This window comes from Pseudoalteromonas sp. J2K-J979 (assembly GCF_058169715.2).
In genome coordinates this window covers 2,372,888-2,388,053 of sequence record NZ_CM200281.1, presented here as the reverse complement: position 1 = coordinate 2,388,053, position 15,166 = coordinate 2,372,888, and the positions used below count along the sequence as shown (strand labels likewise).

17 protein-coding genes and 1 tRNA gene are annotated in these 15,166 nt (G+C 41.1%); 10 read left to right on the top strand and 8 right to left on the bottom strand.

The genetic code is table 11. The features are described from left to right. The 4 genes from AC3KVK_RS11050 to AC3KVK_RS11035 form a co-directional block, all read right to left on the bottom strand. The gene (locus AC3KVK_RS11050) at positions 1–708 is read right to left on the bottom strand and encodes a response regulator (RefSeq protein WP_490312810.1); all 708 of its coding nucleotides are present in this window, start codon (positions 706–708) and stop codon (positions 1–3) included. After that, on the bottom strand, positions 708–1,109 hold the full coding sequence (locus AC3KVK_RS11045) for a DUF3019 domain-containing protein (RefSeq protein WP_490312809.1): 402 nt from the start codon (positions 1,107–1,109) through the stop codon (positions 708–710). Before AC3KVK_RS11045 ends, AC3KVK_RS11050 begins: the two co-directional genes overlap by 1 nt. Further along, positions 1,099–1,944 (bottom strand): MipA/OmpV family protein, encoded by an 846-nt coding sequence (locus AC3KVK_RS11040; RefSeq protein WP_490312808.1) that lies wholly within the window; start codon positions 1,942–1,944, stop codon positions 1,099–1,101. Before AC3KVK_RS11040 ends, AC3KVK_RS11045 begins: the two co-directional genes overlap by 11 nt. Before the next feature lie 89 nt (positions 1,945–2,033). Next, the gene (locus AC3KVK_RS11035; protein WP_490312807.1) at positions 2,034–2,846 is read right to left on the bottom strand and encodes a hypothetical protein; all 813 of its coding nucleotides are present in this window, start codon (positions 2,844–2,846) and stop codon (positions 2,034–2,036) included. A 174-nt stretch (positions 2,847–3,020) separates the two neighbouring features. Here AC3KVK_RS11035 and AC3KVK_RS11030 point away from each other — a divergent pair, with 174 nt between their 5' ends. Next, positions 3,021–4,142: a serine hydrolase domain-containing protein gene (locus tag AC3KVK_RS11030; RefSeq protein ID WP_490312806.1), complete on the top strand. Its 1,122-nt coding sequence runs from the start codon at positions 3,021–3,023 to the stop codon at positions 4,140–4,142. 12 nt (positions 4,143–4,154) lie between these two features. Beyond that, complete coding sequence (locus AC3KVK_RS11025; RefSeq protein ID WP_490312805.1) at positions 4,155–4,661, top strand: phosphoglycerate mutase family protein; 507 nt, start codon at positions 4,155–4,157, stop codon at positions 4,659–4,661. 51 nt (positions 4,662–4,712) lie between these two features. On the opposite strand, the gene yhbY is transcribed toward AC3KVK_RS11025, so the two are convergent. Further along, complete coding sequence (gene yhbY, locus AC3KVK_RS11020; RefSeq protein ID WP_490312804.1) at positions 4,713–5,009, bottom strand: ribosome assembly RNA-binding protein YhbY; 297 nt, start codon at positions 5,007–5,009, stop codon at positions 4,713–4,715. Between the two features lie 88 nt (positions 5,010–5,097). On the opposite strand from yhbY, the gene rlmE reads away from it, so the two are divergent. The 7 genes from rlmE to AC3KVK_RS10985 all read left to right on the top strand — a co-directional run bounded on the left by rlmE (position 5,098) and on the right by AC3KVK_RS10985 (position 11,314). Then, positions 5,098–5,727, top strand: coding sequence for a 23S rRNA (uridine(2552)-2'-O)-methyltransferase RlmE (gene rlmE, locus AC3KVK_RS11015; protein ID WP_490312803.1), 630 nt, complete (start codon positions 5,098–5,100; stop codon positions 5,725–5,727). Positions 5,728–5,794: 67 nt separating this feature from the next. Beyond that, positions 5,795–7,750, top strand: a complete 1,956-nt coding sequence (gene ftsH, locus AC3KVK_RS11010) for an ATP-dependent zinc metalloprotease FtsH (RefSeq protein ID WP_490312802.1) — start codon at positions 5,795–5,797, stop codon at positions 7,748–7,750. A gap of 96 nt (positions 7,751–7,846) precedes the next feature. Beyond that, on the top strand, positions 7,847–8,686 hold the full coding sequence (gene folP / locus AC3KVK_RS11005; RefSeq protein ID WP_490312801.1) for a dihydropteroate synthase: 840 nt from the start codon (positions 7,847–7,849) through the stop codon (positions 8,684–8,686). Beyond that, positions 8,687–10,039 (top strand): phosphoglucosamine mutase, encoded by a 1,353-nt coding sequence (gene glmM / locus AC3KVK_RS11000; RefSeq protein ID WP_490312800.1) that lies wholly within the window; start codon positions 8,687–8,689, stop codon positions 10,037–10,039. Positions 10,040–10,110: 71 nt separating this feature from the next. Continuing rightward, entirely contained in the window at positions 10,111–10,860 is a 750-nt protein-coding gene (gene tpiA / locus AC3KVK_RS10995) for a triose-phosphate isomerase (RefSeq protein WP_490312799.1), read from the top strand. A 2-nt stretch (positions 10,861–10,862) separates the two neighbouring features. After that, a complete protein-coding gene (secG, locus tag AC3KVK_RS10990; protein WP_490312798.1) occupies positions 10,863–11,219 on the top strand; it encodes a preprotein translocase subunit SecG in 357 nt (118 codons plus the stop codon). A gap of 9 nt (positions 11,220–11,228) precedes the next feature. Continuing rightward, positions 11,229–11,314 (top strand) — tRNA-Leu (locus AC3KVK_RS10985). Positions 11,315–11,365: 51 nt separating this feature from the next. Here AC3KVK_RS10985 and AC3KVK_RS10980 read toward each other — a convergent pair. The 3 genes from AC3KVK_RS10980 to AC3KVK_RS10970 form a co-directional block, all read right to left on the bottom strand. Beyond that, positions 11,366–11,776, bottom strand: coding sequence for a type 2 periplasmic-binding domain-containing protein (locus AC3KVK_RS10980; protein ID WP_490312797.1), 411 nt, complete (start codon positions 11,774–11,776; stop codon positions 11,366–11,368). A gap of 13 nt (positions 11,777–11,789) precedes the next feature. Beyond that, on the bottom strand, positions 11,790–12,983 hold the full coding sequence (locus tag AC3KVK_RS10975; RefSeq protein ID WP_490312796.1) for a porin: 1,194 nt from the start codon (positions 12,981–12,983) through the stop codon (positions 11,790–11,792). 164 nt (positions 12,984–13,147) lie between these two features. Next, positions 13,148–13,474 carry a hypothetical protein gene (locus AC3KVK_RS10970; protein WP_490312795.1) on the bottom strand — a complete coding sequence of 109 codons (327 nt, stop codon included), beginning with the start codon at positions 13,472–13,474 and terminating at the stop codon, positions 13,148–13,150. A 605-nt stretch (positions 13,475–14,079) separates the two neighbouring features. Between AC3KVK_RS10970 and AC3KVK_RS10965 the strand changes: the two genes are divergently transcribed. Continuing rightward, a complete protein-coding gene (locus AC3KVK_RS10965; protein ID WP_490312794.1) occupies positions 14,080–14,856 on the top strand; it encodes a hypothetical protein in 777 nt (258 codons plus the stop codon). Positions 14,857–15,166 lie beyond the last annotated feature (310 nt).

The window sequence follows — 15,166 nt, the reverse complement described above, 5'->3', positions numbered from 1 at the left end:
TTACCAGGCCGCTGATACAAGTAAATAACCTTGGCCCCAAATCGTTTTGATTTTTTGTGGGTTTTGCGGATCGTCCGCGAATTTTTTTCGTAAAGCTGAGATTAAGACATCGACACTGCGATCTAGCCCATCGTACTCACGGCCCTTAGTCGCCATAAATACAGCATCGCGGTCGACTATTTTATCTGCATTTTTGGCTAAAAAATGCAGTAATGAATATTCTGCATTTGATAACGTAATGTTATCAGACCCTAAGCGGACGTTTCTTGAGCGGGCATCAATCGTTAACTGACCAACATTTAACTCACTAACTGGTTCTGGGGTAGCGTCAGAGCTTGGCTGAGCAGCACGAAGTGCTGATTTAATTCTGGCGAGTAAGGCGCGAGGGCGCACCGGTTTGATGATGTAATCGGTCGCGCCGACTTCAAGGCCGATGACTTCATCGACTTCCTCACCTTTGGCGGTTAGTAAAATAATTGGTTGTTGATAGAAACTACGCAGCTCACGACAAACACTGATCCCGTCCATTCCAGGTAGCATAATGTCAAGTAAAATTAAGGCAGGATCATGTTGTTTAACAAGTCTTTGCACATAGTCACCGCGGTGGCAAAGAATGACGTGAAAGCCCTGTTCTGTTAAATATTCACTGACCCATTGAGCTAAAGAAAGGTCGTCTTCAACGAGTAAAATCTTACCGTAATTTTCCATTAAAAAAGCCTCCAACGTCTCTTTTTTTGTTTATTGGTATAAACCCAATTGACTAACACTTGTGTTTGACCAAGTACTTGCCCTGTATGTGTGTTGATGAGTTCAAACTGCAAGGTTTGATCAGAGTTGAACTCATAGGTATATTTACCAGTTTGTGTTGCTAGCCAACATTGGATTATTTTTTTTGTCGCGTGGTTGCGCAAACAATAATCACCAACCTGGTTTTGGGCCCAATCTAAAGTAACCACAGCGTAGCAAGCACTGCCTTCACGTAAGGCGACACATTTATTTGGCGAGGCTTGCAGCGTTAAATCTGCGGGTTTGGCTAGGCGCTTTTCTTTTGCTTGCACAATGGGAGCGCCTCCAAGCACAAGTATGACCAGAAGTAATTTAAAATACATAGCGCACGCCTACCTTGGCTTTATGCTGATAATCCTGTGAAACGATTGGGCTATCGCTGATTGATTTTGAAAACCAAGTTGATAACCAACCTGCTAAAAAGACCCAATTTTCGTTGATAGGGTATTCTGCATGTAGTTCAGTCAGAATATTTACACCTGCATTACCAACATAGATTGGTCGGCCATTAATGGCTTCACCTTCAGAAATTCCAAAATAATAATCAATAAAATCAGATGAGTAATAGTTAAATCCCACACCTGCTCGAAACTCCCAGTTGCGGTAGGTTTGAATATGGCTGACAAAGCTATTCACAATAATACCGCTATGGCTGCCTGATATATCTTTTAGGATTTCAAATGAGAGTTGTGAATCGTTTAAACGACGAGTGAGTCGAAGCCCGACATCAAAATCATATTCGCGAGATTTAATTCCGGCTAACTCTTCTACGATACTGTCTTCGTTGTAGTAGGTGCCATATTGATCGAAACCATCTTGGACATTCGTACCAATAATATCGAGATCCCACTCGTATTTATTTATTACGCTATAGCCTATGGTGAAATTGCCACTTAGCTGGCTGTTATCGGCATCAAAATAAAATTTATCGTACGACATAGCGAGGTTCACATTAAACTCAATTCCATCATTGTATGGATCGACGCCTGCCAGATAAGTATCAGCAACATAATACCCCAAGCCCAGACTCCAATCCCAAGCAAACCCTTCTGTAGGTTCAAGTGCGTTATCTGCATAATAACGGTTACTTGCATCCGCTGCTGGTAAGTACACAAGACTCAAAAAAAGCAGAATTTTCAACAGGTTTTTAGTTAGCATTGAGATCCTTATTGCTTAGCTCGATGTTTGGTGAAAGTGTTAGTATATTGTCATTAGATGTACCAAAGCTGTAAAAAAGTGTACAAAGCTTAAATCACATTCAATTTGTCAATTAACTCACTGATTAAAAAATGTTGTAATGGAATATTGAGTGACTGTACTTCTTCTTCTGAGCAATGTCCTGAGACTTTACTATTTAAGATGGTTTTTTTCTCCACCTGATAGCTGGGAATAGCGATAGGCTGGTTTGCTCGTTTCAGTCGTGCTTCATCGGTATTTTGTTCTTGAATAAATGTCTGAATGCTTTGTTGATTGGTGATGGTATCTTTTAGGGTGATCTTTTGGGTTAGTTGGTGCTCACCCAACGTCGTTGTGTCTGCACGGGCTTTAGCGAACCATACAATATCCCCACTTTCTAAATGAGTGAGGCGCAAGCCAATATTCCCTTTGAGCGTCGCACAGTGTTTGATTGGGTTATTATCCATTTCTTGCTGGATTAAGGCTTGCTTAGTACGTTGAACTTTAAGTTTAAAGTCGGTTGTGTTACCTGGTAACAGTTCAACTTTAGTCAGAGTTAGCTTGTAATCAGCTTGGCCAGTGTTGATCAGACTTAAACCGATTTCATTTAACTTTCTTGCCAGTAATTGGGTAAGATCACTGTCTGATTGCACATTTTTATCAGCGAGGATAACCGTTTGCCCATGTCTAAGTGGGTGGGCAGGGAGTTGCACTGATTTAATTTGCAGTGGGGCCATAGGCGCTTCATAGTGCAGTATGCTTGTATGAGTTTTTAGTAATGGCTTTTTAGGTAGCGCCAATAAAGGCGCTGGTTCTGTTAATAATTGGCATCCTTGCAATGCAATTAGAAGTGAGAAAGTTATGAATTTATAGCCATGTTGCATACAGTGAACCCAAATCGTAATCAGCAAAATTTTGCGCGAATCCTACCATAAATAGATCTAAAACCATAAAATTGTCGCGCTTTAATCCGTTACAAGAGATTAACGCCTTGCTTAACTCGTGATAAAATACTGTGTCTGCCGGTGATATTCAGTGGCGTAAAGTTTGGAGTGAGAATGCCACGTTATATTGGGTGTGTGGTGTTGCTATTGCTGAGTTTTAATCTCAATGCAAAGCCGCAAGAGTGGAACCAACTAGTTGATTCCTATGTAAAAGAGTTAGACGTAAAATTAAAATCAAAAAAAATCCCTGGCGCAGCTGTATCTATAGTAAGAACCGATCACAGCTCAGTTGCAATGGGCTTTGGCGTTACAAAAGCTAAAAAAGGACAGGTTGTCACGGCGAATACTCGTTTTCGGTTAGCCTCGGTATCGAAAACGTTTGCAGGTTCGTTAGCTGCAAAATTGGCCAGTGAAGGAGCCTTTGCCCTGAATGATCCTGTAGCAAAATACTTACCTCAGTTTCATTATGAGGGTTATGATAAAAAACTGCGCGTGTACCATTTACTCAGTCATTCTGGAGGCTTAGTTCCTAATGCATACGATAACTTAATTGAATCTCGGATGCAGTATGAGACCATTGTTGAAAAATTAGCCGAAGTTAAGCCTATGTGTTCGCCTGGAGTGTGTTATGGCTATCAAAATGTCATGTTTAGCCTGATAGGTGATATTACAAAGGAAAGTACGGGATTAAGTTATGAAACATGGCTTAGAGAGTTCTTTTTTAAACCTCTTAATATGCACAGCGCCAGTGTTGGCTATGACGAGATGGTTAAAGACGAGGATTATGCGCTGCCCCATGTTCGCGCAAGAAAACGTTGGTATACCGCTAAATTGAAAAAAGATTACTATAAAGTAGCCCCAGCTGCTGGTATCAATGCCAGTGCTTCCGATATGGTACAGTGGTTAAAAGCTCAACTTGGGCAGTACCCTGATGTACTCAATGAAAGTGCGCTAGGTAAACAAGTTAAACCGTACACCAAAACCAAAAAAGAACTTAAACGCCGTGTGTGGCGTAAGCGGCTCAAAGAAGCAAGTTATGGGCTTGGTTGGCGGATATATAATTATGAAGGCGAACCTTTGTACTACCATAGTGGCTGGGTACAAGGATATCGCGCTGACATAGTAATTTTTCCTGAACGTTCAATTGGATTTAGTTTGATGATCAATGCTGAGGCTGGTGTCATCAATGAATTAACCACCGATTTCATCAATCGAGTGGTTGATAGCAAAGTGTAAGAAGGAGTAATCATGAAAAAAAATGTGCTTAATATCAGCCTATTTATCGTTACAATTCTCAGTCACAACGCGTTAGCTAAACCGGAAACTATCACGTTGTTGCGCCACAGTGAAAAAATGGCTGGAAGAGACCCATCATTAAGTGATATTGGTCAGCAAAGAGCGCAGAGCTTAGTAAACGAGTTTTCAGCACTAGCGATTACCCATATTTTTACTACACCCTATCAGCGTACAGAGCAAACCGCGGCACCAATCGCTCGGGCTAGAGAGCTGCCTATTCAGAGGTATGATCCAAAAGAGCTGGAAGCGTTTGCTGAGCAGTTATTATCGCTCAACGGAGACATTATTGTGGTAGGGCACAGTAATACTACCCCTCAATTAGCTAATCATTTAGCTAATTACCCCTTAAAAAATTGGCCAGAAACTGAGTTTAACACCTTTATTGAGTTGGCAAGTGTTAAGGGTGGGTTTAAGGCAACAGAAAAACAGATGGGGTTTGGGCAAACACAGAAAAAGTAAAGCCAGCATCAGCTGGCTCTATATTTTAAAACGCTCGAAATCGGCAAATGTTTATCTGCGTGGCAGCTCGATTTTTTTATCATCTGACTGGCGGAATAAGACAATAATGTGCCCTATTGTTTGCAATTTAATTGCGCCGGTTTCACGTACAATCGCTTCAAAAATTAAATTTTTTGTTTCGCGATCTTCCGTCGGTACTTTAACTTTGATTAATTCATGGATATCAAGGGCGTTGGAAATTTCGACCACTACACCTTCTGTTAATCCATTATTTCCTAGTAAAACCACTGGCTTGCGGCTATGTGCTAGACCTTTTAAAAACTGTTTTTGCTTATTTGATAATGTCATGTTGTTACAAATTTCGTTGGATAAAGCTTGAATTATCGGTATTCTAACGCCATCTAGAGAATAATACTAATTAGTTGAGTGTAAATTCATGACAAAAAAAAAGCACACATCCAGCTCGAAGCGCTGGTTGATGGAGCATTTTGACGATCATTATGTACAAGAAGCCCAAAAGAGAGGGCTACGCTCACGCGCAATGTTTAAATTAGAAGAGTTGCAAAATAAAGATAAATTGATCAAAGACGGTATGACTGTGGTTGATTTAGGCGCAGCTCCCGGTAGTTGGTCGCAATACGTTGCTGAACTGATCGGTTTTAACGGTAAAGTTATCGCGTGTGATATTCTGCCAATGGATCCCCTGGCCGGTGTGGAATTTTTACAAGGCGACTTTCGTGAAGAAAGTGTGCTCAACGCACTTCTTGAACGTATTGGTGGTAAAAATGTGGATGTGGTGCTTTCTGATATGGCGCCGAACATGAGTGGGCATTTATCAGTAGATCAAGCTGGCAGTATGTATCTTGTTGAATTAGCATTAGACATGTGTCATCAGGTTCTTAAGAAAAATGGCAGTTTTGCAGTTAAAGTGTTCCAAGGAGAAGGGTTTGATCAATATGTTAAGGACGTGCGATCGTGTTTCAATACGGTCAAGATACGCAAACCAGATTCTTCACGTGCGCGTTCAAGAGAAGTGTATTTAGTAGCTACAGGGTACAAACTGTAGTACATTAGGTCAGGAATTCCTGAAACTTTTAATTAATTGAAAACAAGAGGTTAACCCCTTGAGTGATATGGCTAAAAATCTCATACTCTGGTTAGTAATCGCCGTCGTTTTAATGTCGGTTTTTCAGAGCTTTAATCCGGGCGATGCAAGCGACCGGAATACAAGTTATTCGCAATTCATCAATGATGTACGTAGTGGTGCGATCCGTGAAGTAAGAATGGATCAAGGTACTGGCCAAGTCAGTGGTATTAAAAACAGTGGTGAGCGTTTTACTACTATAATGCCGATGTATGATGGCGATTTGATGAATGATCTCCTTAAAAATGGTGTTAATGTGGTGGGTAAACCACCTGAAGAACAATCAATTTTAGCCACTATTTTTATTTCTTGGTTCCCAATGTTACTGCTTATTGGTGTATGGATATTTTTCATGCGTCAAATGCAAGGTGGCGGTGGTAAAGGAGCCATGTCATTTGGTAAAAGTAAAGCCCGTTTAATGAGCGAAGACCAAGTGAAAACGACTTTTGCTGACGTAGCTGGCTGTGACGAAGCTAAAGAAGACGTTACGGAGCTTGTGGACTTTCTACGCGATCCATCTAAATTCCAAAAGTTAGGCGGTAGCATTCCGAAAGGGGTGTTGATGGTGGGTCCTCCTGGTACTGGTAAAACGTTACTCGCTAAGGCTGTGGCCGGAGAAGCGAAAGTGCCATTTTTCACGATATCTGGCTCTGACTTTGTTGAAATGTTTGTTGGTGTGGGTGCCTCGCGTGTTCGTGATATGTTTGAGCAAGCTAAAAAAGCCGCACCTTGTATCATTTTTATCGATGAAATCGATGCTGTAGGCCGTCAACGTGGCGCAGGTATGGGTGGTGGTCATGATGAACGTGAACAAACACTTAACCAAATGCTCGTTGAGATGGATGGTTTTGAAGGAAACGAAGGAATTATCGTCATTGCGGCAACTAACCGTCCAGATGTACTCGATCCTGCGCTACTTCGTCCAGGTCGTTTTGACCGTCAGGTTGTCGTCGGTCTTCCTGATATCCGTGGTCGTGAACAAATTTTAAAAGTACATATGCGCAAAGTCCCATTAGCTGATGATGTCAAAGCATCGGTCATTGCACGTGGTACCCCTGGTTTTTCTGGCGCAGATTTAGCAAATTTAGTGAATGAAGCCGCGTTATATGCAGCTCGTGGTAACAAACGAGTAGTGAGCATGGCTGAGTTTGATGCTGCGAAAGATAAAATCATGATGGGTGCAGAGCGCAAATCTATGGTGATGAGTGAGCAAGAAAAAGAAATGACTGCTTACCACGAAGCTGGTCACGCAATTGTTGGTCGTATGGTTCCAGAGCATGACCCGGTTTATAAAGTGTCAATCATTCCTCGCGGAAGAGCGTTAGGTGTGACAATGTATTTGCCTGAACAAGACCGTGTTAGCCACTCTAAACAACATTTAGAGTCAATGATTTCAAGCTTATACGGTGGGCGAATCGCTGAAGCGCTTATCTATGGCTTTGAAAAAGTAACAACCGGTGCAAGTAACGATATTGAGCGTGCAACTGAAATCTCGCGAAAAATGGTGACTCAATGGGGCTTAAGTGAAAAATTAGGTCCGCTTCTATACGCTGAAGAAGAAGGTGAGGTGTTCATGGGTCGTAGTTCAGCACGTGCGAAGAGCATGTCGAATGAAACGGCTAAAATTATTGATGCAGAAGTTCGTGAATTATCAGATCGTAACTACTTACGTGCTGAACAAATACTCAAAGACAACATCGATATTCTTCATACTATGAAAGATGCATTGATGAAGTATGAAACGATTGACGCCAAACAAATTGATGATTTAATGGCACGTAGAGAAGTTCGTCCACCGTCTGACGCTCATGATAACCACTTTAAAAGCAAAGAAAGCAAAGAAAGCAAAGAAGAAGCTGTTGCTGAAAAAGTAGAAGAGCAAACGGTAGAGCCTACTGAGGCAGAGAAAAAACCGACAACAAAGCTTGATGATCAAGAGCAATAAGCGGTAAAATCTTAACCATAAAACCCCGAACCTTCGGGGTTTTTTAATATTTGAATCTTCGTTGCACAACAATACGCTCGTATTGATAGGTAATGCATGTCTATTTTAACTTTACGCCAAGGTCGCTCGTTAGACCTCAATAAGACGCCTCATGTCATGGGGATCTTAAATACTACGCCTGATTCATTTTCAGATGGTGGATGCCATAATACCTTCGACAGCGCTGTCATTAGGGCCTTGCAAATGCTGGCTGAAGGAGCCTCAATAATTGATATTGGAGGCGAATCAACACGGCCAAATGCCCCCGAAGTGGCTTTGGAAGAGGAATTGGCACGCACAATCCCAATCATTAAAGCACTCAGAATGCAGTCTAATTGCATTATTTCTATCGACACAAGTAAAGCGGAAGTAATGCGGCAGGCGGTGGCTGCGGGTGCCGATATCATTAATGATGTAAGAGCACTGCAAGAGCCTGAAGCTATCGATGTTGCGGCTCAATTACAGGTGCCAGTATGTTTAATGCACATGCAAGGGGCGCCACGCACAATGCAAACGAATCCAACTTACACCGATTTAATCTCAGAAATTAAAATTTTTTTTGAACAACGAATTGATGCGTGTTTAGAAAAAGGGATTGCTGTTGAGAATATCATTCTTGACCCGGGTTTTGGTTTTGGTAAAACCCTTGAACACAATTACCTTTTATTAAAAGAGATCGGGCAGTTCAAGTTACGTGGATGTGAAGTGTTAGCTGGGTTATCACGCAAATCAATGATCGGCAATTTGTTGTCTCGAGAGACTGAACATCGCTTAGCAGGATCTCTCGCCGGCGCGCTGATAGCTGCGCAAAAAGGGGCGAAAATAATTCGTGTACACGACGTAGCGCAAACCGTCGATGTATTAAAAGTTTGGCAAGCAACAGAATATGGAATTTAAATGAGTAATAAAAAACATTTTGGCACGGATGGCGTGCGCGGGTTAGTTGGGCAATATCCTATTACCCCTGAATTTGCACTTAAATTAGGTTGGGCTGCGGGTAAAGTTTTATCTCAAAAAGGCACAAAAAAAGTAATTATAGGGAAAGATACGCGTATCTCAGGTTATTTATTAGAGACCTCATTAGAAGCGGGCTTAATTTCGGCTGGAATCAATGTTGTGTTACTAGGCCCCATGCCGACGCCTGCGGTGGCGTATCTCACCCAAACATTTCGGGCTGAAGCTGGCATAGTGATCAGTGCGTCCCATAACCCTTTTCATGATAACGGGATTAAATTTTTCTCCAGTCAAGGTTTGAAACTGCCTGATGATGTAGAAATGCAAATCGAGGCCATGTTAGATGAAGAAATGACTTGTGTAGCATCTGAGCTGCTTGGTAAAGCACGGCGTCTTGATAATGCGGATGGTCGTTACATCGAGTTTTGTAAAAGCCAATTTCCGGCTGGGATGTCATTAGAGGGCCTAAAAGTGGTCGTTGACTGCGCAAATGGTGCAACTTATCACATTGCCCCAGCGGTACTATCAGAACTTGGCGCTGACGTTGTGAGTTTTGCCTGCCAGCCCAATGGTCTGAATATTAACCTCGAATGTGGAGCAACGCATGTTGATGCGTTAGTACGTAAAGTGCTAGAAGAGAAAGCTGATGTAGGGATTGCTTACGATGGTGATGGTGACCGTGTGATGATGGTTGATCGGAAAGGCCGAGTATTTGATGGTGACGACATAGTGTATATTTTAGCATGTCAGGCACAACAAGATGGCAGTCTCGGAGAAACAGGCGTTGCTGGGACTGTCATGTCTAATATGGGGTTAGAAAATGCTTTGGTTGAGCGTGGTATCCCGTTTGCTCGCAGCAAAGTGGGCGATCGCTATGTAATGGAGTTGTTAAAGCAAAAAGGTTGGAAAATAGGCGGCGAAAGCTCTGGTCATATTTTAAATCTTGATTTGACATCAACAGGGGATGGCATCATCTCTAGTTTACAAGTATTAGCAGCCATGATTGCGCAAAATAAGACCTTAGAAGATTTGGGTAAAGGCTTCGTTAAATACCCAATGAAAATGATTAATGTGCGCTACCCACAAGGGACAGATCCCGTCAGCGATGTTCGAGTTGTGGAATCAGTAAAAGAAGTTGAAGCTCTTCTGGCAGGAAAAGGGCGGGTTCTATTACGTAAATCGGGAACAGAACCGGTTGTGCGAGTCATGGTTGAGGCTGAACAAGAGAAGCAAGTTATCGATTTTGCAACAAAAATAGCCGAAGTTGTTGAAAGTGTGAGCAAACAGTCAGTTTAACTTAACTATTTTCTTGAATCTTTGGGTGAGTCGCGCTAGTATCTCGCCCGCTTAACAAGTTGGAGTAATTAATGAAATTACGCAAAAAAATGGTTGCAGGCAACTGGAAAATGAATGGTTCAGTTGAGCTAGTTAACCAAATAGCCAACGCTGTAAAAGCAGCAAAATTAGATGACATAGATGTCGTGGTTTTCCCACCTTTTCCTTTGTTATCTTTTGCGATTGAAGTTGGACTTAATGTCGGTTCACAGACGGTTTCTCATGAAGAGCCCGGCGCGTTTACTGGTGAAGTTGATGCTCGTTTAGTGTCTAATCTTGGATGTAAATACACTTTGGTAGGTCATTCAGAACGACGCAACTTGTATGGTGAGTCTGATAGTCTAATTGCGAAAAAATTTGCAAAAGCGCAATCTTCTCAGCTTATTCCTATATTGTGTGTAGGTGAAACAGAGCAAGAGCGAGAACAAAATTTGACCGAGTCGGTGATTGCAAAGCAAATAGATGCTGTAATCGACGAATTAGGTGTGGTGTCTTTAGATAAATCTGTGATAGCATACGAACCCGTTTGGGCGATAGGCACAGGTAAAACTGCGACGCCAGAACAAGCACAACAAGTGCATCAGTTCATAAGAACGAAAATTGCTGCACTCGATGCAGATGTAGCTCAGTCACTTACCATTCTTTATGGTGGAAGTGTCAATGAGACTAGTAGCGAATTATTGTTTGCACAACCAGATATTGACGGTGGATTAGTTGGCGGCGCAAGCTTAAAACCAGACAGCTTCGTTGGTATTTGCCATAGTGCACAAGGGAACGTATAAAGATGTACGAAATTTTATTGGTAATCTATTTAATTGTTGCTTTAGCGCTGATCGGAATGGTGCTTATTCAACAAGGTAAGGGCGCAGATATGGGCTCTTCGTTTGGCGCAGGTGCTTCAGCTACTGTGTTTGGTTCTAGTGGTGCAGGTAACTTCATGACTAAAACTACAACAACATTAGCGTCAGTATTCTTTGTTCTGAGTATCGTTCTTGGTAACTTAACAGCTGGCCAAATTAAGAAAACAGATGAATGGTCTGACTTATCGACTGCACCTGCTGCAGAAGTGGTTGAGAAGATAGTTCCTGCTGTTGAAGATGTACCAGTATCAGAAAATAAAACATCTGAAGTACCAAACTAAAAAGAATTTGCCGTGGTGGTGGAATTGGTAGACACGCCATCTTGAGGGGGTGGTGAGCTATGCTCGTGCGGGTTCAAGTCCCGCTCACGGCACCAAATTAAAAAGCCAACAGAGAAATCAGTTGGCTTTTTCTGTTTTATATATGGCTAGAATCGAGCGATCACTTTAACGCTATCGTCAACTTTACTCGCATCTACGAAGCCAATTGCATTAGGATTAGATGCAACAAATTGCAGCATTGCAGCATCATTATCGAGTTTTTTAGGCGGAGTACCTTTACCGGTAAAAACTAATTTTGACCAGTAAGCGTTGACCTGACTGCTCGACTTTTTCAATACTTTATCATTGAACTCTTCAGTCGCCGTGTGTCCATCATCGAGACTTGCGAATTCTATTTTATCACCGCTAGGAAATGATTTAGCTTTCCCTAAATAAATTTTGGCGATATCACTTTGATCTAAACTATTGGTATTCGCAGTATTCACGACTATGGCCACTTCAGCATTGGCAAACCATGAGCAGCAACTCAAAATTAAAAATGAAGATAATTTTTTCATGTATTTGCGCTCCTTAAAAGACTAAATCAACGCCAAAGGCGAGGACATCAGTATCGGTGTTGGTTAAGGCGTTATCGACAACAGTGTAGTCTACTTTGAGTGCAGCAGACGGGTGGAAGTCATAACGAATACCAAACGACATCGAGCTCGAATCAACCATAGTGCCTGCTAGTGCTGCATTAGTTAAATCACGAAGAAGTGGTGCATTTGGGTTAGTCGGGTCGGTGGAAACAGGAATAGTACCAAATACGGGGTGTTCGATCGTAACAGGAACTGTATTATACTTATTTGCCTCGTGTTCAACATCGCGTTTTTCATAGGTCATATGAATAAGCCATTCATCAATTCGATATCCTGCAGCTAGGTAAAACTGTTCTTGAGGCGCAATGAAGCTATTGTCGACATTGAGTTCGGTATATTCACCATCGAGTAAAAAGTTCTCATAATCAACAGAAAAACCCAATCCTAAAAAACTACCATCATCTTTTTCTATGAGTAGATCATCAACTTGAGCAGTTAATCCGTAATTGTTTAACCCACCAATTAACCCTGTAAACTGAGGTGAATTTTCTCCACTTACAGTGGTTTCTGCGACAAAGTAAGCTGCGCGTAAGCTAAGCCATTCATACATCATCGTCCAATTAACACCGACTATACCGTCGAGCTTTGAAGGATCGTTATCTGTGAACGTCGTGACATCACCACTCGTCGCGCCACCAATTATTTGAAGCGTTGAATCCCAATCACCCAGCTGAGTGTTGTAGACTAGGCTCAAACCTTCATAAGTTGAAAAGGGCAGATTGTAGACTGACTGTGGCGGTCTGATCCAGCGGTACGCATAACCAACATCTAGAAAGTCAGAATAACGGTAAAAAGGTACACGCATTCTACCTGCGCTGATTTGGGCTTGATCATTGATCTGGTAGGTTAAATAAGCCCATTCAAACTCGGCATTAAAGTCATTACTGCCTTTAGCCATAATTTGTGCTGTGGCACTGAGGTTTTCTTGCAAATCCGCAGAGACTTGCAGCGCAAATAAGCTTTCATTTTCGAAAGAGAGTTCATCAGTATAACCAAATAAATTACTGTCTTTATCTAACGTCATGCCGCCAATAATGGACGCGAATCCATTGACTCTAACTTCTGCTTGCACGGTACTAGCGCAACAGGCAAGACCAATGGCGTACACGAGTAACTGTTTTTTCATGTTTTTCACCCTAATGTTGCTTTTATGTGTGTTGTCACTTTTACAGTGTAGTAATGCATTGATTAAAAGCCAAAAATATAAAGCGCTGTCTTGGATGTATCGAAGAGGAACTAAAGAGGTATGTTTGAAGCTGGTGTGTAAAGGTTCATTTTGATGTGTGTTATTTAGATGCGAGAAAAAAATAGTTCGATCCGTTGCGCGAGCAGCTCTTCAATTTCTTCTTCGAAAGCATCCTTATTAGTTTGAAATACTTTTAAATACAATGACACTTTCTCCTCACTTAAGTTACGGTTGTTAATTGAATACTCCCATTCTGGCAATTTTTTGTCGTACCTAGCTACAAAGCGGAAACGTGCGTAGTGTAACTGCGGAGGCTGACCATTAATAAATGAGCAAAACTCTTCCACATAATCGACTCCCTGCGGACCGAGGCAGCCAGGCTCAAGACGAAAAAGTACTGCAAGTTGTTTTTCTGATGGTAAAGCATTCATTTGAGCGTCTCTGATGGGAATTGATTCATAATCAAAGGTAGTAGAAAGTTTATAATTATAAAACATGACACATGACACTCGGAGCAATCAGGTATAAATACTTGAAAATTCGTAGTTGGAGTCAGATTAACTTGGTATTGAAGATCAAGATGCGAGACTTTAATCGGCTTTATATTGCTATCACGAGTGTGAAGCTGCTCATTGTAGTGGATGTTTTGTTTTTTAAATAGTGTCTGGTTCGCATGTTCCCACAAGTCACTAAACTTATGTTATTAGGCTGTTTTAACTTTTTGATACCCTCCAATATTCACTAAGTAGAGTCCCAGCTGAGGGTATTGAGGTGTCTGTTGTTATTGTTAAGTCAAGTACCGGTAAATTTTAACGTTATGTCAGTATCAAGGTGTAGAGTAATTTAATATTGCCACCCGCTATTCTTCTTTATGGCGGGTTAAAAAACTTCAGCAGACCTCTTTTAACTAGCTTAAGATGATAACTTGGACTAATAGTGAAACGTGAATATGGCTTAATCAATGAAAACAGTCGAGGTGAGGCTGTTTTGGCTGTAAAATTAGTGCTAAGACAATAAATTCATCAAGAAAAAACCTATGCCAGTTGTTAATTACTTTAAAATGAATGCATTGAGTTCAGAGCATTACCACCAATGTTTTTATTGTGGCTGTTTGGCCACAGAGCTCGATCATGTTCCACCGAAGCATTACGCAAAAATGTACGAATTAGATCAAGAAGATGGTGATTTTTTTGCAGTACCAAGCTGCTTAGAATGCGTCACTCTTTTGAAAAAAAACCATGCTGCTTATGTGACGTTACGTCGAGATAAATTAAAACAATTACTTGCTCAGAAATATAAGCGGGCTATTCATGTCTACCAAGTTTGGCAAGAAGATGAAATTAATGAGCTTGATTACCATTTAGCCAAAAGTATCGAAGCTGGGTTAATCCTTGGTAAAGAATCACTAGAAAGGGTCGAATTTGCGGGTTTTAGTTATGAAGTTGATGGCCAGAAACATCATTTATTACCTGAAGCAAAAGTGGCGATCAATATAGATGAACAAGTTTTTTATACCACTAAAGATGCGATTAATTATACAAATAAGACCTATCGCATTCCAAAGGCGACCTTGATTGATTTACTCGAAATTTATAATGATGATTACAATCAAGCCATTTATCGGTTTGGGCAGATGCAGCTAGAAAAAGAGCATGATAAAGCGCTAAAAAAGCAATGTTGGGATTTCGCAAAAAAGCATAAACAGAATTCAAAATTTGTCATCCGCACTGTTGAGCTCTTCTTACAAGAGGATGAAGACATGACGATTCAACAAGCGCTTGATAAATTATTTGCACAAAGGCTAAATAAATAACCGATAGTCATACGCTGATGGTATTTTTATGACAAAAAACATTTTTTCATATATTTTTTAATTCTAATTAATAACTTTAAATTTACTTCTTTTAGGGACGTTCATGTCTCTAAAAACTCACTCCAAAGCCCTAAATTACTGACGTTAATCAAATGTTGCAATTGTTTGCCTTTGTTCGAAAGTTGCTTTTAATCGCGTCCCCCCTGCTTTTCTGTGAATTTAAAAAAGGCAGAATAAAACCATAACTAATTGTTTATTAGTTGTTTTTGGTTTTTACCTGAACGTAAACTGAACCCATTAATAGATTTGC